Annotated in this window: 17 protein-coding genes; 7 read left to right on the top strand and 10 right to left on the bottom strand. The window is 39.4% G+C overall.

The genetic code is table 11. The features are described from left to right. The first annotated feature begins 421 nt into the window (after nucleotides 1-421). Nucleotides 422-1,747 carry a sensor domain-containing diguanylate cyclase gene (locus N7931_RS17465; protein WP_262795633.1) on the top strand — a complete coding sequence of 442 codons (1,326 nt, stop codon included), beginning with the start codon at nucleotides 422-424 and terminating at the stop codon, nucleotides 1,745-1,747. A 79-nt stretch (nucleotides 1,748-1,826) separates the two neighbouring features. On the opposite strand, the gene N7931_RS17460 is transcribed toward N7931_RS17465, so the two are convergent. From N7931_RS17460 to N7931_RS17425, 8 genes are all read right to left on the bottom strand, one after another. Continuing rightward, nucleotides 1,827-2,651: a sulfite exporter TauE/SafE family protein gene (locus tag N7931_RS17460; RefSeq protein WP_262795632.1), complete on the bottom strand. Its 825-nt coding sequence runs from the start codon at nucleotides 2,649-2,651 to the stop codon at nucleotides 1,827-1,829. 127 nt (nucleotides 2,652-2,778) lie between these two features. Continuing rightward, complete coding sequence (locus N7931_RS17455) at nucleotides 2,779-4,347, bottom strand: gamma-glutamyltransferase family protein (RefSeq protein WP_262795631.1); 1,569 nt, start codon at nucleotides 4,345-4,347, stop codon at nucleotides 2,779-2,781. Next, nucleotides 4,347-5,549: an amidase family protein gene (locus N7931_RS17450; protein WP_262795630.1), complete on the bottom strand. Its 1,203-nt coding sequence runs from the start codon at nucleotides 5,547-5,549 to the stop codon at nucleotides 4,347-4,349. The genes N7931_RS17455 and N7931_RS17450 overlap by 1 nt, the downstream gene beginning before the upstream one ends. Nucleotides 5,550-5,626: 77 nt before the next feature. Beyond that, complete coding sequence (locus tag N7931_RS17445) at nucleotides 5,627-6,109, bottom strand: putative 4-hydroxy-4-methyl-2-oxoglutarate aldolase (RefSeq protein ID WP_262795629.1); 483 nt, start codon at nucleotides 6,107-6,109, stop codon at nucleotides 5,627-5,629. A 145-nt stretch (nucleotides 6,110-6,254) separates the two neighbouring features. Beyond that, on the bottom strand, nucleotides 6,255-7,529 hold the full coding sequence (locus N7931_RS17440; RefSeq protein ID WP_262795628.1) for a TRAP transporter large permease: 1,275 nt from the start codon (nucleotides 7,527-7,529) through the stop codon (nucleotides 6,255-6,257). Then, nucleotides 7,519-8,040: a TRAP transporter small permease gene (locus N7931_RS17435; protein WP_262795627.1), complete on the bottom strand. Its 522-nt coding sequence runs from the start codon at nucleotides 8,038-8,040 to the stop codon at nucleotides 7,519-7,521. Before N7931_RS17435 ends, N7931_RS17440 begins: the two co-directional genes overlap by 11 nt. 4 nt (nucleotides 8,041-8,044) lie before the next feature. Next, complete coding sequence (locus N7931_RS17430; protein ID WP_262795626.1) at nucleotides 8,045-9,040, bottom strand: TRAP transporter substrate-binding protein; 996 nt, start codon at nucleotides 9,038-9,040, stop codon at nucleotides 8,045-8,047. Nucleotides 9,041-9,433: 393 nt separating this feature from the next. Then, nucleotides 9,434-9,832, bottom strand: coding sequence for a nuclear transport factor 2 family protein (locus N7931_RS17425; protein ID WP_262795625.1), 399 nt, complete (start codon nucleotides 9,830-9,832; stop codon nucleotides 9,434-9,436). Nucleotides 9,833-10,171: 339 nt separating this feature from the next. Here N7931_RS17425 and N7931_RS17420 point away from each other — a divergent pair, with 339 nt between their 5' ends. From N7931_RS17420 to N7931_RS17400, 5 genes are all read left to right on the top strand, one after another. Further along, complete coding sequence (locus N7931_RS17420) at nucleotides 10,172-10,891, top strand: outer membrane protein OmpK (protein WP_262795624.1); 720 nt, start codon at nucleotides 10,172-10,174, stop codon at nucleotides 10,889-10,891. Between the two features lie 138 nt (nucleotides 10,892-11,029). Beyond that, nucleotides 11,030-12,214: an ABC transporter substrate-binding protein gene (locus N7931_RS17415; protein WP_262795623.1), complete on the top strand. Its 1,185-nt coding sequence runs from the start codon at nucleotides 11,030-11,032 to the stop codon at nucleotides 12,212-12,214. A 117-nt stretch (nucleotides 12,215-12,331) separates the two neighbouring features. After that, nucleotides 12,332-13,201, top strand: coding sequence for a branched-chain amino acid ABC transporter permease (locus N7931_RS17410; RefSeq protein ID WP_262795622.1), 870 nt, complete (start codon nucleotides 12,332-12,334; stop codon nucleotides 13,199-13,201). A 1-nt stretch (nucleotide 13,202) separates the two neighbouring features. After that, the gene (locus N7931_RS17405; RefSeq protein WP_262795621.1) at nucleotides 13,203-15,686 is read left to right on the top strand and encodes a branched-chain amino acid ABC transporter ATP-binding protein/permease; all 2,484 of its coding nucleotides are present in this window, start codon (nucleotides 13,203-13,205) and stop codon (nucleotides 15,684-15,686) included. Continuing rightward, nucleotides 15,683-16,909: an amidohydrolase family protein gene (locus N7931_RS17400; protein WP_262795620.1), complete on the top strand. Its 1,227-nt coding sequence runs from the start codon at nucleotides 15,683-15,685 to the stop codon at nucleotides 16,907-16,909. The genes N7931_RS17405 and N7931_RS17400 overlap by 4 nt, the downstream gene beginning before the upstream one ends. Nucleotides 16,910-16,990: 81 nt before the next feature. Here N7931_RS17400 and N7931_RS17395 read toward each other — a convergent pair whose 3' ends face one another. After that, nucleotides 16,991-17,686, bottom strand: coding sequence for a GntR family transcriptional regulator (locus N7931_RS17395; RefSeq protein ID WP_262795619.1), 696 nt, complete (start codon nucleotides 17,684-17,686; stop codon nucleotides 16,991-16,993). Between the two features lie 371 nt (nucleotides 17,687-18,057). Here N7931_RS17395 and N7931_RS17390 point away from each other — a divergent pair, with 371 nt between their 5' ends. After that, entirely contained in the window at nucleotides 18,058-18,579 is a 522-nt protein-coding gene (locus tag N7931_RS17390; RefSeq protein WP_262795618.1) for a YgjV family protein, read from the top strand. A 19-nt stretch (nucleotides 18,580-18,598) separates the two neighbouring features. Here the strand turns inward: N7931_RS17390 and N7931_RS17385 are convergent, their stop codons facing one another. Continuing rightward, nucleotides 18,599-19,585 (bottom strand): alpha/beta fold hydrolase, encoded by a 987-nt coding sequence (locus N7931_RS17385; protein WP_262795617.1) that lies wholly within the window; start codon nucleotides 19,583-19,585, stop codon nucleotides 18,599-18,601. Nucleotides 19,586-19,785 lie beyond the last annotated feature (200 nt).

The following is a 19,785-nucleotide window of genomic DNA, read 5'->3' as shown; positions in this document are numbered from 1 at the left end:
AGCGATTGACGTGTAGTGAGCTACACAAATGAGCTATAACGCAGAAGAAATGCCAAACAAACGCTGCCTTTTAGGTTCGTTCTAAATGCTTTTTAATCGAGGCGCAGCATTTTGACTTAACCCATTAGGCCTTCAATGCTGCGCCTCGATTAAAAAGCATTTAGTTAGAACAAAATTTGTACATCAAACGTCAACAGACCCTAGATAAAATCTAAACTAAACATGCGATATAACTCTATAATGAGTTTAATTTATGCGCATTTTGGGTTCGTTTCTATTAGAATATCGCGCTTTTATTTAGGTAAATGCCTACGGTTTAGGAAATAGTTAATTGTTGTTATTTAAAAATAAGCCCGGTTCACTATTTTCCGGGTTCAATGCTCTGTGGCTACAAAAACCGCTTATTGTAGGGCTAGTTGTTTTGGTTGCTGCACTAATTGGAATTTATACCCGTCCACTCGATTTACTTGCTAATTTATGGCCAGCTAACGCTATTTTATTAGGTATTTTTCTCAGGTTTCCGTCAACACAAACACCGCTGCACTTATGTTTTGCTTTTATTGGGTTTGTTATCGCAGATATGATGACAGGTAGCACCTTAGAAAAAACCTTGTTACTAACCACTGGTAACTTAGTTAGTGTTTGTAGTGGGATCATCTTTACCCGAAAATACTTAGATAACTTTGACTCACTTTTAAAAACAAGAAGTATTTTAAATTTAATCATTGTGGCTTTAGTTAGCTCGGCCGCCGCTGGTATTTGCGGCATGTTCATTTATCCATATTTGTTTAATGGTGCCGTTAGTGATGGTTGGATATTCTGGTTTGTTAGTGAGTTAGTTCATTACATTGCCTTTTTACCTTTTATTCTGGCTTTTCCTAAAAGTTTTAAAACGTTCAATCTTAAAAAAGCGGGTGATATATCTTTTCTAACTCTTATGGCTCCGGCTTTGAGTGTGCTCTTTTTATGTTTATTAGTTGTACTAATTGATGGCCCCGGTATGGTTGCCATCCCAGTTTTAGGCTTGCTTTGGTGTGCTTTAAGCTACCGTATTTTCACAACCGCATTGCTGACTTTATTTTTTTGCTTATGGACTTTTAGTGCAGTTTCTTTTGGTTATATTACCTTGCCATTAACACTTTCAACTTGGGGTGAGTTAATGGCTCTTCGATTTAGTGTTGCTGTTATTTCTTTGGTTCCTATTATTATTTCAAGTTTTATGCAAATAAAGCGACAAGAAATTAGTAAGTTAGCATACGCAGCTAATCACGATTCTTTAACCGGTGCATTTAATCGACATGCTTTTATGGAGTCGTTAAATCAAAAGTTTACGGATAAACCTACAAACTCAATCGCGCTATTATTAAGCGATTTGGATCATTTTAAATCAATTAATGATCAATATGGTCACCCATCTGGTGATGCAATGCTGAAACATTTTTATCAAATATGTCGTAGTAAAGTCCGCTCTGATGATGTAATTGCCCGAATTGGTGGAGAGGAGTTTGCGGTTATCTTAATAGGCCAAGATAAAACAACTGCTTGTATTATCGCAGATCGAATCCGTCAGTCTTTTGCTGAGTCAGAACTTGAGTTAGAGAATGGTCAAAAGTTAAATGCAACAACCAGTATTGGCATTGTATATTCAGAGCAAAATATACATCCTGAAGAACTTATCCAGCAAGCTGACTTAGCTCTCTACAGAGCCAAAGAGAATGGACGAAACAGGGTGGAAAGTTATGAGTAACCTTAATTTTTTATTATCTTTTTAAGTGATACTAAATAAAGCAGCTAATCAAGGTTGCTGCTTTATTTTTATTGTCTTATCAGCCCGCAAGCACCTGATATAACATACGTAAGCTGGTGATAACTAAAACCACTGCAAACGCACGTTTTAACTGTTTGGGGTTTAGTTTAGCGCCAAGTGATGCGCCAATGGGGGCAAAAAATATAGTTAGCGGAATAATTAATAAAAACGCAGGTAAATTAATTAAGCCTAAAGTGCCAAAAGGTGCATCCGCAGGTGTGCTGCCAATGGTTAATAAAGTTAATACACCCGGCAGTGCAATTAAAAAACCAAATACGGCTGCTGTACCCACAGCTTTATGTGCTTTCACATTAAATGAGGTTAATAATGGTACGCCAATTGTGCCGCCGCCTATGCCTATCATCACAGATAAACCGCCGACTAAACTTGCCATAATTGATTGACCAAACTTGCCCGGTAATTGTTTAAATGGGGCTTCAGCACCAGCGCGAAATAGCATGTTTAAGGCGACTAATAACGCAATTACCGCAAACATTAAGGTTAATACACCACCTTTTACATTATGTGCCAATAAACTGCCTAATACGGCAAAAACTAAAATAAAACCAGCCCAATATTTTAATAAGCCAATGTCTATATTGCCTTTTTTATGATGCGCTTTAATTGATGAAATTGAGGTTGGTACTATTGTTGCCAGCGAAGTAGCAGTTGCAATTATCATTGCTGATTCTGGGCTTACCCCAAAACTTTGTAATAAAAAATAAAGCACTGGCACTATGACTATGCCGCCACCGACACCAAATAAACCAGCTAACAAGCCTGCAAATATTCCGGTTACGACCAAAGCGACTAAAATTGGCCAAGACTGTAAAAGTTCGTTCACTACTGTTTCCTAATTAAGTTTTATTCTATTTGTAGGTCGGCATTGATGCCGACAAGCTCATTTTAATTTAACAACAAGCTTTTTTGGCTGATGCCCAACCTATAAATTACTTTATTGATGCTGATTTTTATCTAACAATCGCCAGACCATCACTTCTGGGATCGGTTGCGGCAATTGAATTTTCAGCATGTTCAAATGCGACAATCGCACCCGCGTGTCCCATCATTTCATTATTGGTTGCCACTTTCTGCCAGTCATGATTTCTGAGATTTAACTCGTCTGCAATTTCGGCAGCTAAATGAGCTTCCACTTTTAAATTTGTACTGGTATCACCCCAAGTTCGACCTAATAACCAGCGATCTTTAGCAATTGCATCTGCCAGTTCAAAGTTTCGCCATGCATAACGGCTGAAAATGGTAGCCTGAGTTTGAGGTTGGCCTTCACCGCCCATAGTACCATATACCATGCGCCGGCCATCGGAGAATTTAGCAAAGGCTGGGTTAAGCGTATGCGCCGGTTTTTTGTTTGGGGCTAAATAGTTGATATGAGTTTTATCTAAACTAAAGCTCACTCCACGGTTATTCCAGACAAAACCTCCATCGCGCATCGCAACTCCGCTACCAAACTCCCAATAAATGCTTTGAATAAAACTCACCATTTGGCCGTTTTTATCTTTTGCACCCATCCAAATGGTATCACCGGGGTCAGCATTAAAAGGCCAATTTTTTGCCTGAGCTAAATCAATATTTTGACTTAACTTGGTGATGAGCCTATCAGACAGGGCATTAAAATAAGTTTGATTAAGCTGGTTGGGATCTGCCCAAATTTGATCGCGTAAATTAAAGCTTTGTTTACTTGCTTCAACAATGGCATGTAACCAGTCAGCTTCGTTATTTAATTGAGCTTTAAGTTTATCGACTATAGCTAAAATTTGGAGCGAATGAATACCTTGAGTGGGCGCGGGTAAATTAAATAATTGATGGTGTTCAAGTTGAGCAATTAAAGGCTCAACTAAATTCGCTTGGGTATTGGCTAAATCTTTTGCTGTTAATGGGCTACCAGCAGCCTGTAAATCTTCTGCAAAACTTTGTGCTAGCTCACCTTGATAAAACGCATTTAAGCCATGTTTTGCCAAATATTGAAACGTTTCTGCCAGTTTAGGGTTTTTAAACGTTTGTTTAGGCTGAAGAATATTACCACGGCTTTCGTATAACGCTTTAAATGCCTGATTTCGCTCCGGCACTTTTGATAATTTGAGTGCCGCATGGTACAAGCTATTGCTTACCTCAAAGCCGTTTTGTGCCCAGTCAATTGCTCGGGCTAAAATTTGGCTGAGCGGCAAACTTGCTGATTTATCTTGTTTTAATGCTGCTTGCCAGCCGCTAATCGTACCGGCCTGAGTGAGCGCAGCTTGGCCACCGCGAGCTGGAATTTCGGGTAATTTTAAAAAAGCATCAATATTGGCCGCGCTTCTGCCACAGGCATCAATGGCAACGGGTTTATCACTGCCAGCATTATCGATTATCCAAAAGCCATCACCGGCAATTGAGTTCATGTGCGGATAAACCACAGCAATCACTGCCGCCGCTGCAACCATGGCTTCAACTGCGCTGCCGCCAGCTTCTAAAATTTCAATTCCGGCTTCTGTTGCTGCCCAGTGTGGCGCGGTAAAGGCGATATCCTGTTTTGCTGCCATTAATACTGCTCCCAATTTAAGGTTTGGCTGATATGCTCAACCAAACTCAGCAAACTTAAATCTTGCCCTTTTGCCATCATTAATGAAAACCCATAAGGGAGTTTTTGGCCATTTAAAGTCGGCTGGCTGACATTTAATGGTAAATGAATCTGGCAACTAGTCGTGAGTCCGGCAATGGCGCTTAAATTAATAATTTGCATACGTAAGTCACTCACATCTACCCCTATTTTTGGGGCCGCAGTTGGGGTGGTTGGCATATATAAACAACTGGTTTCGTCTAATTGTTCGGCGATTAATTGTTGCAGTTGTTGTTGAACTAAACGGGCTTGGTCTTCTTCTGTTTCGGTGAGTTTTAACGCCATTTCAAATCTGGATGCAATGGCTGGTGCAAATGTCGGTTGAGCGCTTTCAATCCAATCTTTGTGCTCGCGTGCAATCGCTCTGCCTTGTAAAACTCTGAAACTATCCGGCAGTTTAGCTAATAACTCAGCAGGCAATTCAAGTGACTTAATTTGTTTAAATTGAGCTTTTAGCTGATTTAAGTTTGCCTCTAAATACGGTTTAAATTCTGCTTCAACCAAGTCAAATAAAGCGTCACAAACCAATAGGGTTTCAACTTTTTGTACAGGTTTGGCGGGTAGTAAAACTTCACCAACTGTTTTTAATAAAGTCGCATCTTTGCAAAACCAACCGACCGTATCAAACTCATCTGCAAGGCCAATTAAACCCGCTCGTGAAATTGCATTATGGGTTGTTCTGATCCCATATAAACCACAATAGCTGGCTGGAATTCGTACCGAGCCACCAGTGTCTGTGCCTAAACCTATTTCGGCTAAATTAGCTGCTACGGCGGCTGCACTGCCCATAGATGACCCACCACATGCATGGCCTGCTAATTTAGGGTTTTGTGCAGCGCCATAATGAATATTATTGCCCTCTAAACTGTAGGCTATTTCATCGGAATGGGTAAAGCCGGTAAAAACGCAGCCGGCTTGCATTAGCTTTTCAAGTGAAGCTGAGCTGGTATCCGCTATCTCATGGCTTGCAAACCAATCAGGGTTGCCTGCGGTATTTTTATAACCTTTTAACTGAAATAAATCTTTTACGGCGAGTGTTTTTCCCGCCAATGGTCCACTGGCTTGAACTTGCCAGTTTTTAGGCCCATGCTCACAGAAAATGCCGGTTAAATCAGTAGATTTCATATTCTGATTCTCTTTATTGTTTTCGCTTTGTATATTCATTAACTTGAATTGAGGTTAATTAACTGAACTAGCTCAGGCTATAATAACGCTTGTGTGCTAATAATAACGCCATTTTCATCGGCATAAATCCAGTCATTTGGATGAATCACAGTATCTAACATTGAAATGCTAATATTGGTTTCACCAACCCCTTTTTTAATGGTACTGGCCGGGACACAACCTAGCGCCATCACACCTAAAGGCATGGTGCGTAAAATTTCAATATCGCGTACACAGGCGTTCACAATAATGCCTTGCCAGCCGTTTTTAACCGCATTGTCAGCCATTTGGTCGCCTAAAAATGCAAATTGTTTAGTTGCAAAACCATTAATAATTAAAACTTTACCTGCACCATTTTGTTTTAGCATTTCAACTGCAGTTGAATTATCTAACGGGCAGTTAACGGTAACGGCTTGTCCGCTGAATTTTTTATTTCCACCAAAATGATGCAAACCAGAACTGGCGACACGTACTGTGTCGCGGTTATCATCAAATAAATCGGGTGTCGCAAATTGAGTCATTAAATCTCCGCTTAATAAAATCCTGACCGATTGGTTTGGTTTTGAAGCAATATTAAAGCCAGTTGTATAAATTGATAACGATTTTTTGTCATTGCGCTGGCTTTAACTTGCTGAAACCATTTACTCTGTATTCACTTTTAACTTTCTATAACAAGACAGATGGCAACCAAAGGCTGATCGCAGGAAAAGCATTAACAATCACTAATGCAATTAACGCCAAAGCAACTAGCGGCAAAGAGCCTTTAATTGCATCTGCGTAGCTAACTTTGTCTAAACTGCTGGCTACAAATAAGTTCATGCCAAAAGGTGGGGTAAACATGCCGATGGCAGCATTAACACATAAAATAACGCCTAAATGGATTGGATCTATGCCCGCTGCTTGTGCAATTCCAATTAAAATAGGCACTATAATGATGATTATTGAGTTAGGGTCTAAAAACATCCCCGCCACTAAAATTAAAATATTAATCACCAGTAACAGCATAATTGGATTGTCGCTGATAAGTTGCAGTGATTGAGCGATTTGCTGGCTTAACCCTGCGGTAGTTAAAAACCATGAAAAAGCCGAAGCCGCAGCCAAAATAATCATAACTTGAGTGGCAACAATGGCACTGTCTATTGCTTGATGCCATAAATCTTTTAAGCTGATTTCTTTATAAATAAATAAACCAACAATCGCGGCATAAATAACAGCAATGGCAGCCGATTCAGTTGGCGTGAAAATCCCCCCATAAATACCACCAAGAATAATGACCGGAATGGCTAATCCCCACGATGCTTTTTTAAACGCAGCAAAAATCTCTTTGGCGGGAGGTAAAGGTTGGCTGGGTAAGTTTTCTTTACAGGCACGGTAATAACAATAAGCCAATAACACCCCGCCATAAACTAAACCTGCACCAATACCAGCCATAAATAAAGCACCAATTGAAACACCTGCGATTGCGCCATAAACAATCATAAAAATGCTGGGTGGAATAATAATTCCTAGCGCACCGGATGCCATTAATAAACCGACACTAAAAGATTTGCTGTAGCCTTCTTTTTGCATTGACGGCAATAAGAGTTTTCCCATAGAAACTACGGTTGCAGGGCTTGAACCTGAAATGGCACCAAAAAACATAGAGCCAGATACTGCGGTCATTGATAAGCCACCACGCATAGTGCCAACTAATAATTTTGCCAGATTCAAAATACGCTCAGATAAACCGCCCTGAGTCATTATATTGCCAGCAAAAATAAACAGCGGGATCGCCATTAATGGAAAGCTATCTATACCTGAAAACATTCGCTGGATTACCAGCATAGGTGAGGTGCTACCTTGAATTTCAAAGCCGATAAAAACCGCCAAAATTAAAGCAACAAAAATGGGCACACCAATCGATAATAAAGCCGCTAAACCACTAAAAAAACTAAATAGCATGATTAACCTCGCTTGGTTGTGGCTTTATTTGGCCAGTTAATAGGGCTTTAGTTTGAGCTAATAAATGCACTGCTAAATGGATAAACATTAAACCGCCACTAATAGGAATTGATAAATAAAACCAATACATAGGGGCTTCTAATGCTGGAGAAAGCTGCCCAAACTTTTGCATAGTAACCACTAAATCTTTACCATAAATAAGCAATAAACCGGCTGCCGCCATACTCATCAGTAACAGCAAAATATTAACTGCACAGGCTAGCTTTAGCGGTAAAATATTTTTAATCACATCAATACTGATATGTCGCTGGGTTCTTACCGCCACCCCTGAGCCAATGAAAACCATCCAGATAATGGCATAACGCACAAACTCTTCGGCCCAAACAAAAGAGTAATCAAACAGGCTGCGGGCTATAATTTGAATGACTATCATGCTGGCTGAACTGATCATCAGCACAGCCAGCAAAAAATCTTCCAGTTTTGCCAAACTTTTATAAATCAATTTAAGCATGGGGTTATTTAGCATTTAACTGATCAACTTCGGCCAATACTTTATCCATCATTTTTTGTCCGAGTTGTTTGCCAAATTTTTCGTATACAGGTTCCATCGATTGTTTAAATTCAGCCATTTGACTGGCCGTTAATTCAATAATATCTGTTCCGCCTGCGTTAGAAATTGTTTGTAAATAAGCTTGCTCACGTTTTTCTGATTGAACCCTTTGGTAGTGACCAGCTTCAACCGCGGCTTGCTTTAATATTTGTTGTTGCGCTTTTGGTAAACCGTCAAACCACATTTTGCTGAAAATAAAAGCTGTGCCTAAATAACCATGGTTGGACAGCATCAGGTAATCCTGCACTTCATAAAACTTCATATTGGTAATTGAAACTAATGGGTTTTCCTGACACTCAACAACGCCTTGTTGCAGCGAGGTATAAGTTTCAGTAAACGAAATTGGAATTGGGCGTGCATCCATTGCTTTAAATTGAGCAATTAACATTGGGCTTTCCATCACCCTAACTTTTCGGCCAGCAAAATCCGCCGGTGATTTTACGGCATGGTTACAAGTAAATTGTTTAAATCCACTTTCCCAAAACATAGCGGGTTCAAAACCCGATTTTCGTAAACCGGCTAAAATTTCTTGACCCACTTCACCATCCATAAATTGATACGCGACTTCACGGTTAGGAAATAAAAAAGGCAAATCAACAAATTGTAGGGTTGGATTAAATCCACTTAATTTTGCGGTGGGGATTGGCGCTGCATGAACGGCACCAAATTGCATTTGTTGCGCAACTTCAACGTCGTTACCTAGCGCATTATTAGGATAAATATCTACCTTTATTTGATTTTGACTGTTTTTCTCAACCAGCTCTTTAAATAATAAAGCACCATCGTGCTGAGCACTGTCTACTGACATATCATGATGCATTTTTACTAATGTTTGTGCCTGAGCCACAAAGCTAGAGCTAACCAATAAACTTAATGCGATTTTTTTAAATACTGATTTCATAGTTAATACCTTTATTTATAATTGCTAGCAAATAAAGCATTAATTGTTCCAGTTTTTTATCCTGAGTTGAGTTAACTCGTTTAGATAGCGATTTAGCTGTAATCTAATGCAGTGGTTGGTTGGCTGTAGTGAATAAAAGCGGATCGAATAATAAGTCGGTATAACTTTTCACTTATCTTTTTTGCTAGCAATAAGGCTAGCACTGTTTTGGGGTTTTATTATGATGCAAATTCACTAAGATGGAGCGAGTGATCGCATTGTTAAAATATATCCCTTTGAATATTGCTAGCTATTTTTTTGTGCAAGGTTAAATAAAAAAGGCTTTATTATTTAAAATAAAGCCTTTCTCAAATTATATCTGTGGCTGTAAGCAGCTTAGAGTTGGGTGCTGTATTAAGCTTGATTGATTTCCGGAGCTAAAATCCATTCAGCGCTGTCATTCCAAACGTCCATTTTGATAATTTTGCCGTCTTTAACTTCAAATCTATCTAAGTAACGGTTACCTGAAAAACTGCGGCCATCAGGCCATTCGCCATATAATGTACCATTAGAATAAACCACAACTCTGTCTTCTTTTTCTGCGCAGTCGTATGACTCTATTGCTTTTTTTACCCATGTATAGCGTCCGGCATTAAACTGAGTAATCACACTGGCATTTTCCATCACTCTTTTGCCGGTAAACGTAATTTTCACATCATCACTCATAAAAGTGGCAGCTAATACAGGGTCTGGCTTCATTGATGCTTCTAAAAAATCACTCACTATTTGTACTGCATTTTTCATATTACTCATGAGATCTCCTAATAAATTTGGATGAGTAAAGCTATTTCAGCTTAGGTGTATTTAATTTATTTTTGGTTTGGATGCTTAAACTATTTGCTTAATAGTTTTCAATTCAACCTGCTTAAAGCATGCCAAAAAATTAATAAACTAAAAAATGGCACAACAAATGCTAGCATAAAAATGTGTGTTGCTAGCAATTTATTTAAGTTTCTCCCAAGGCTTATTTATTTGCTGGCAATACGTTTGACTTCAGTATCGACGCATTCGGGATGCAACGGCGGATTCCAAACTGTGCTGCTGAGCATAAAAAATAATGAATAATCAATAAACAGAGTTTGGAGACAAAAAATGAAGATCAAATATTTAGCCGCAGTGTTAGGGAGCGCTCTTTTATTTACAGCTAATGCGCAAGCTGAAATGAAATGGAGTAGTTTCCGTTTAAGTTATATTCAAGCGGATAATTATAAAGTTGGAGATGAAAGCCGAGAGGTGTTAACCGTAGAGCATGCCAGTGGTCATAACTGGGGCGATAACTTCTTTTTTACAGATCATTTAATGTTTGAAGACGGTACAGTAAGTAATTATTTTGAGTTAGCACCTCGTTTAAGTTTGTCTTATTTAACCGGCTCGGAGTTAAGTGCAGGACCAATCAAGGATGTATATTTAGCCTCAACTTGGGAAGGTGGTGATAGTTTTGATAACTTTTTATATGGTGTTGGTGTTGGTTTAAATGTACCGGGATTTCAATACTTTAATGTAAACCTATACCAAGCAAATAATGAAAAGTGGGAGAATGATGAGCAAATCACTTTCACTTGGGGATTGCCGGCCGAAATCGGCGGTCAGCAATTTTTATGGGATGGTTTTTTAGACTACTCAACTTCATCACAAGGCCGTGAGTCTGAACTGAATTTTACCTCACAGATTAAATGGAATGTGAGCCCCTTATTAGGCCTTTCAAAAAGTCAGTTATATGTAGGTATTGAATACGCTTATTGGACCAACAAATTTGGGATTAAAGATATGAATGAACGTAACCCAGGCTTATTGGTTAAATGGCATTTTTAAGTCTAGATACCTTTCTTCATCTTTCTGAAAGATGACATAAGTTGTTTTACGTATATTTACCGCCTAGTGAGCATGGCATTATAGTTGCTTAACTAGGCTAACAGTATTTAATTTTATTGCTAGCAAATGGAGAATCCTATGCTGAACTATCTAAAATCAAAATCTAAAAAATTTCAGGCTGTTGCAGCCGCAGTTACTTTAGGGTTAGCGAGCTTTAGTGGCTTTGCGGCAGAGCCAATTAAAATAGGTTTAGTGGCTGCGTTATCTGGACAATCTGCTAAATCTGGTGAAGCTATTACCCGTGGCTTATCTATCGCAATTGATGAAATAAACGAAAATGGTGGAGTGTTAGGTCGCCCGCTTGAACTTATTCGCCGCGACGATGAAAGTAACCCGTCAAAAGGCTTATTGGCTGCGCGTGAGTTAATTCAAAAAGAAAAGGTCGCGGCTTTATTTGGGGGGTTAGATACTCCGGTATCTTTAGCTATTGTCCCTTTAGTTAACTCGTTAAAGGTTCCGTTTGTTGGTGCTTGGGCAGCCGGTACACCTATTACGCGTAATGGCGCTAAAGATAATTATGTTTTTAGAGTATCTGCTGTAGATGAGCTGGTTGATGAGGCTTTAGTTAAATACGGGATTAAACATTATGATATGAAAAAGCCGGGCATGATTTTAATTAATAACCCTTGGGGTGAATCAAATGAAGTCGGTTTTAAAAAGGCGCTAGAAAAACGTGATATGGCTTATACCGGAATAGAACGGATAGAAGCAAGTGATTTGGATGTGGTGCCTCAGTTAACCCGTTTAAAAAATCAGGGAACGGATGTTTTATTGATGGTTGCCAATGTAGCACCTTCAGCTCAAGTGGTTAAATCTTTAGATCGTATGGGTTGGGATGTGCCAATTTTATCGCATTGGGGACCAGCCGGTGGCCGTTTTGGTGAGTTAGCAGGCGCAAACGCATCAAAAGTTCATTTTGTGCAAACTTATACTTTTACTGATGAAAACTCAGCTAAAGGTGAAAAAGTATGGCAAGCACTGAAAAAGAAATATCCTGAAATTAAAACAATTGCAGATGTGACTCCAGCTGTGGGTATTTCAAATGCTTACGATGCAATGCATTTAACTGCATTAGCAATTGCAAAAGCAGGTTCAACTAAAGGTCAAAAGGTACGCGATGCTTTTTATCAAATTGATAATTACGAAGGGTTAATTAAAACCTATCAATTCCCGTTTACTAAAGATGAACACGATGCGTTAGGTCCGGATGATTATGTATTTACCCATTTTGTTGACCATAAAATTGTGCCTATCAAACATTAATTGAATTGGCGAAATACCGGATTTTAAATCCGGTATTTTAATGCCCTAAATTTTTATTGTTAAACACTTAGCTTTAATCTTAGCAAGCCAGTGTAGGCTTGCCCAGGAGTTTTCATTATGATTACCGCAGCAATCATTACGGGTTTAGGTTTGGGTAGTATGTATGCTCTGCTGGCGCTAGGGTTTCAAATTACTTATACCGTTTCTAAAACTGTTAACTTTGCACAGGGCAGTGCAATGATGTTAGGCGCCGTACTTGCTTATACTTTTTCTATTACTTTAGGTTTACCTTGGTTTGTCGCCGCATTAATTAGTATTTTGTTATGTGCCGGATATGGCTTGTTGATTGAACGTTTTTTAGTAAGACCTTTTCATGAAAAAGGCTCAGATGCTTGGCTAATGGCAACAGTAGCTGGTGGCATTTTGGTTGATAATATTGTGTTATTCACATTTGGCAAAGAGCCGCGTCAGTTTACCTCTGAACTGGCTACTCAAAATTTAGATTTTTTAGGTAGTGGTGTTTATGCCCAGCAATTAATTATACCGGTTGTTGGTTTTGCTATTGCCATTGCTTTGGTTTTAATTCGCAAATATACCCGTTTGGGTAAAGTATTGCAGGCGAGTGTGCAAAACCCTGCTTCGGCCCGGTTAATGGGGATCCCCGTTGTTAAGGTGGTGGCCGCTGCTTATGCCATTTCTGCCGTTTTAGCTTGTATTGCCGGTATGTTAATTGCGCCTTTATTTAGTGTGCATTCAGACATGGGAACTTTATTTGGTTTAAAAGCTTTTGCGGTTGCTATTTTAGGTGGGATCGCCAGTGCCAGTGGTGTATTTATGGCAGGTTTGTTATTTGGATTAACCGAGGCGTTAGTCACTGTTTATTTTGGCTCGGCTTTTACCCAGATCATTACGTTTGCATTAGTGATTGTTGCATTGGCAATTAAACCTAATGGACTATTTGATAAAGCAACTTTAGTGAAGGTGTAAAATGCGAAATAATTCTTTAGTTTATTCAGTTATTAGTGCTATCGCATTACTCGGTTGTGTATTGTCGTTCGCGTTAGATAGTTATTCATTGTTAGTGTTTACTTTATGTGCCAGTAGTGCAATTGTTGGGGTTGGCTTAAATATTTTAATGGGACTAAGCGGGCAAATGTCGTTTGGACATATTGCATTTTATGCGATTGGCGCTTATGCCTCTGCACTATTATTAATGGCCGGTATTCCGCTGAGTCTTTCACTTGTTTTAGCGGGGTTAATTTGTGCTGTTATAGGTGCGTTATTAGCCATTCCGGCCATTAGAGTTAGTGGTCCTTATTTGGCGATGATCACCATCGCATTTGCGTTTGTTGTTCATCACGGTTTAATGGAGTGGAAAGATTTAACTGGCGGTGCAAATGGTTTAATGGGTATTCCTATGCCACAAAGCGAATCTATGGATGCAGAAGTGATATTGGCTTTATTATCCACCGCTTTATTAGCTGGCAGTTTAGTTTTTTATCATTTGCTACATTCAAGTGGCTGGGGTAAAGCGATTCGGGCGGTCAAAGCGTCTGAGATTGCTGCAAAATCTCTTGGTTTTAATCCGGTACAAACCAAAACATTAGCTTTTTCGTTATCTGCATTATTAACGGGTTTAGCTGGTGCGGTTATTCCTCCGTTAATGATGTTTATTAGCCCAAGCACTTTTCCGTTTTTTCAGTCTATTTTATTTGTTTTAACTGTGATTATTGGTGGTACTGCTACTTTATTTGGCCCGGTATTGGGGGCTGTCATTGTCGTGTTAATGCCGGAGGTGTTATCGCCTTTAGCTGAGTACAGGTTATTAATTTTTGCCGTATTACTATTAGCTATTTTATGGGTTGCACCAAAAGGTATTTTAGGGGCAATACAAAGCCGTTTTAACAAAGTAGCTAAGGTGATGCCACCAAAATCGGTTAACCGCCATTTATTAGCTAAATTTTATGACCGTGCTCAAGGCGATTTGTCTGCGCTTAAAGTTGATAAAATAGGGATTCGGTTTGGTGGCGTGCAAGCAGCACAAAACGTGAGCTTTGAGGCTGAGTTAGGGCAGGTAACCAGTATTATTGGGCCTAATGGGGCAGGTAAAACCACAGTATTAAATATGATCAGTGGGTTTTATACGCCGGACTCGGGCAGTATTGAATTAACCGAAGCTTTGCAAAACAAAAATGCGTGGCAAATTGCCCGCTCTGGCATTGCCAGAACTTACCAAACCACTCAGTTATTTGGGGAAATGTCGGTATTAGAAAACTTATTAACCGCAATGCAAAATGGTGAAATAGGCAACCCATTATTTGCCAAAGATAAACAAAATATTGATTTGGCGATGAACTTATTAGCTCTGGTCGGTTATCAAGGGTCGGTGAATACCAAAGCTGAGCAGTTGCCTCATGTTGATCGCCGGTTAGTTGAAATTGCCCGCGCATTGGCCACTCGCCCTTGGGTTTTATTGTTAGATGAACCCGCAGCCGGTTTGAGCAGACAAGATACAGACAAAATGGCCGAGTTGTTAAAAACCATTGCCCGCTTTGGCATTGCTGTTATTTTGGTTGAGCATGATATGCCATTGGTGATGGCGGTATCAGATAAAATTTTGGTATTAGATGCCGGTAAACCAATTGCTTTAGGTGCACCTGAGATTGTACGTAATACACCAGAGGTAATTGCCGCGTATTTAGGCGGAACGGATTATCAAGCAACACCAAGAGATACGCCTTGGCAAGGCAGCCGAGATGCCACTTTATTTGTGAAAAACCTAACCTTAGATTATGGCGCTGCACCTGTTTTAAATGGGGTTGAGTTTGTGGTTAATCCGGGTGAGCTGGTGGCTATTTTAGGCGCAAATGGCGCCGGTAAAAGCAGTATTTTAAATGCATTGGCGGGTTTACATAAAGCCTCAAAAGGTGAAATTGTCCTAAGTAATCAAAGCATTGAAACGCTAACCGCGAGTGATATTGCCAAACTTGGGCTTGCGCTTGTGCCAGAAGGGCGTCAGTTATTTGGTGAGCTGTCGGTACGTGATAATTTGTTGTTGGGCGGATATTCCCGTACGGATAAATTTGATGCAGATGCAGAAATTGAAGCTATTTTAAATCGCTTTCCAAGATTGCGCGATAGGATTGATAGTCAGGCTGGATTATTGTCTGGTGGTGAGCAGCAAATGGTTGCGGTTGGCCGAGGTTTAATGGCTAAGCCAAGTATTTTATTGTTAGATGAACCATCACTTGGGCTAGCACCTGCAATGATTGGTGAGTTATATGATGCGCTAGCCGCTTTGCGGGATGAAGGCGTGACCATATTATTAGTCGACCAAATGGCGAATTTGGCATTGCAGGTGGCTGATCGTGCGTATGTATTAGAAACCGGTGATATTGTAAAACAAGGTAGTGCAGCGCAATTACAAGCTGATCCTGAATTAGAAGCCGCTTATTTGGGGGCTACTGCATGAGTCGATTAATTATTAAAAATGCTAAAATTGCAGCCAACCCATCTATTATCCGTGATTTGTTTGTTGAAAACGGCAAATTTGTTGAGCGGTTTGAAACCGCAGAGCAACTTGCTGAAATTATTGATTTACAAGGCCAATTAGTTATACCCGGATTAATTGAAACTCATATTCATTTGGATAAAGCCTGTATTTTAAGCCGTTGCCAGTTAAGTAAAGGCACATTAGCCGAAGCCATTGAACAAACCTCTAAAGCTAAAGCTGAATTTACCTATCAGGATGTGTATCAGCGTGGTGCTGAAGTGATTGAAAAGGCGATCAAACAAGGCACAACCTATATGCGAACTCATGTTGAGATTGATCCTGTAATTGGTTTAACTGGCTTTGAGGCGATTTTAAAATTAAAGCAGGATTATGCTTGGGCAATCACCCTAGAAATTTGTGTATTTCCACAAGAGGGGATGTTTAATAACCCGGGTACAGAAGCTTTATTAATTGAGGCGATTAATAAAGGCGCTGATAGTTTAGGCGGCTGCCCATATACAGATTCGAAACCCGAACAGCAAATTATTCGTTTATTTGAGCTGGCAACAGAGTTTGATCTGGATTTAGATTTTCATTTGGATTTTGATTTAAATCCAAATGAAATGTTATTAACTCAGGTTATGCAATGTGCAACCGAGTTTGCATGGCAGCATAGGGTAACGGTTGGCCATGCGACCAAACTCTCGTGTTTACCAACTGAAAAATTGCAACAGCTTGCTGTGGCGCTTGCCAAAAGCGGCGTAAACGTAACCAGTCTGCCCAGCACGGATATGTTTTTAATGGGGCGTGAAGCTGAATATAATAAACCAAGAGGTGTAGCCCCTTTATTACCTTTAGATAAACAAGGGGTGACTTGTTCAATTTCAACCAATAATTTAGGTAATCCTTTTACCCCTTATGGCGACGCATCTTTAATCCGGCAGGCAAATTTATATGCGAATATTCAACAGCTTGCTACAACTGATGAACTAATAAAATGTTTAAGTTGGGTATCGACTCAATCTGCAAAGTTACTCCGGCTGAATCAATATGGCTTGTCACCGGGTTGCGATGCTGATTTTATTGTTTTAAATGCTCAGACACCGGAGCAAGTGATTGCTGAAATTAAATCACCTGTTTGTGGATTTAAGCGAGGTATAAAAACCTTTGAGCGCACTGAAGCACAATTATTGAGAGCCTGATTTTATAAAATCTTAATAAATTAAGGATAAATAAGGACACCTATTCATGAGTGTCCTTATGTTATTGGTGTAATAGTCTAGTTAAAGCCCTTCAAAAATCTGATTTAAATCTAAATCTTCATCTTCGGGTTCATCTAATACCAACTGGGCTTCCAGCTCATCTAAATGTTCAAGCATAACAGCAACTGCTTTTAGAGTATCCCCTTGTTCGAGAGCATTTAATACTTGCTGGTGTTCGTCTGAAGCGCAGGACGGTACATCATTACGTTGATACAAGGCGACAATTAATGAGCTTCTCACCATCAAGTTTTCAAAAATATCATGCAACACTGAGTTTTGGCAGATCTCGGATAACATTCGGTGAAATTCACTTAACTCATGTACAATTGCTCGCCTGTCGTTGCCACTGGTTGCTTTGCGCTCGGCTTTCATTCTGGCATCAATGCGTTTTTTATTTTTGGCGATAATTTGAGGTGTAATACTTTCAACCACACCTCGTTCTATCACTCTGCGGGTTGCAAATATTTCTTTGGCTTCTTGAGCGCTGGGTTTAGCAACGGCTGCGCCTTTGTTTGGTTCTATATTAACAATTTTACGTAGGGCAAGCCGTTGTAATGCGGTTTGTACATGGTTTCGGTTAGCATTAAGCGACTCTACAATTTGTGCTTCAACTAATCTTTGCCCGGGTTTTAACCTGTGTTGGGCAACCGCTTTGGATATTGTATCCATGATGCGCTGAACTTCTTGCTGCTTTGCGGTCGCTTTGGGCTGTGCCATGTCATTTCCCTAATTTTTCAATTTTAACTTAGATAAGTCAGTTGCCACTTTATTGCTAGCAACCAGAAGAATAGTTTACCCAGCTACCAGAAAGAGGTCAAAATTTATCTTTAGGCTGATTAATAATTCAGACGAGACAGTTGATGAAAATTAAACACTTTTAATAATAAATTAGATCTTAATTTTAACCTTAATTTATCATCTTAAAGTTTATAGTATTCAATTGGTTAGTTACTAAATTCTTTTTGATTATTTTTAATGCTACCGATAGCATTTGGGTTGTTTAGTTAAGATAATAACGCTTAATTACTGTTCAGTAATTCAATTGCTTTTTTCTTTACTTTTTTTCACTAGCAGAGGTTAATTCCAGTATGGATATTATGCTCATTGGTCAGCTTTTAGGTTTTGTCAGTTTTGCATTGGGATTATTATGTTTTATGCAAAAAGACGATAAACGTTTAAAACAGTTGATGCTGGTGATGAATATTAACCACAGTATTCACTTTTTATTAATTGGTGCTGCAACTTCTGCCATTTCAGCTGGTTTAAGTGCGCTCAGAACCGGCGCATCAATGAAAACAAAATCACCTTGGATTGCCGCGATATTTATTGTCGCTTTGCTTGCGTTGAGTTCACAGTGGGCTGTTTATTGGTACGACTGGCTTGCGGTTGCTGGCGCTTGTTGCGGAACTTTTGGACTGTTTTGTTTAACCGGTATTAATATGCGATTGGCGCTATTATCTGGCTCATGCTGTTGGTTATTAAACAATATTATTGTGGGTTCATTCGGCGGTATTTTGCTCGAAACCTTTGTGATTTGTGTTAACTTAAATACGATTTATGGTTTGTATCGGGCGCGTCAGGCTACTCATCAGGCACTACAGCCAAGCTAATGGAGCGGCTTAGTCTGAATCAGTCCACATTAGATAAAAACTGAATAATGCTGTGCATTGCTGGTTGGCGGATTGCATCTGACTCCATCAATATCTCGTGTTTGGCTTGTGGGATAACTTGTTTCGTGCAGTTTACACCCGCTACTTGGGCTGATTTTACCCAAAGATCTTGTGATTTTTTACTAACAACCAATTCATTTTCGGCCTGCAATAATAAAGTGGGATAGCTTAGCTTTTGGGCTATTTTGGGCGCTTTATTAATTACAATTAATGCTTGTTCAAGCCACTTAGTTGTGACACCACCTAATTTATGTTGAGATTGTAGGCTATGCGCAAAATTAAACCTTGCCTGACTATTACATAATAAATTATTAGCAAACTTTTGTTTAAAGTAAGCATGCTGACCAATAAAAAAGGCTGGCTCTGTGCAAAAAATGGAATTAACCAAATAGGTGAATTTAGCTACATAGTACGCGGCTTTTTGGCTAAGAGGTCCGGCATTTATGCCCAGCATAGGTGCGCATAATAGCAGTGACTGTAATTTAGGTTGATATAAATCTATCCAGTTTAGTGCAATTGCGCCGCCCATTGAGTGTGCCAAGCAATGCACTTTTGGGTATTTTTCAAGTAGCTTATTGGCTTCTAAAATAAGCTGTAAATCATCGGCATAATCATCAAAGCTTTTGACATATCCTTTTTCTGGATTAGCTAACATACGTGATGACATACCTTGGCCACGATGATCTAAAGTAAAAATACTAAAACCTGCCTGATATAAATCGTAAATAACTTCCTGATATTTTAGGTAAGTTTCGACCCGTCCGGGCAATAAAATAACTAAGCCTTTGCTTTGCTCTTGTTCAATTAATGCATAACGTAGGTTAATGCTATCTTGGGTTTTAAAGCAGGCGTGTTGGCAATGTTGTGCCCAAAATGGCGCGATAATTTGATTATAAAACTCTGGCCAGTAGTTTTCTCTGTGGCTGAGTAACTCTTGAGTATTCATTAAACAAGAACAGACTGATTGATGATAGGTATAGCCTAGCGGAAAGTTGCGCCAAAACCTAGGGTCTGTTGACGTTTGATATACAAATTTTGTTCTAACTAAATGCTTTTTAATCGAGGCGCAGCATTGAAGGCCTAATGGATTAAGTCAAAATGCTGCAAAGCTTCCGCTCCATGCTCTCGCCCCTTACCTACATCCAT

Origin of the sequence: Catenovulum sp. 2E275 (assembly GCF_025515275.1) — a bacterium.
Taxonomy (GTDB): Bacteria; Pseudomonadota; Gammaproteobacteria; order Enterobacterales; family Alteromonadaceae; genus Catenovulum.
Note: the sequence above shows the minus strand (reverse complement) of the source record. Positions and strands in the feature narration are given on the sequence as shown.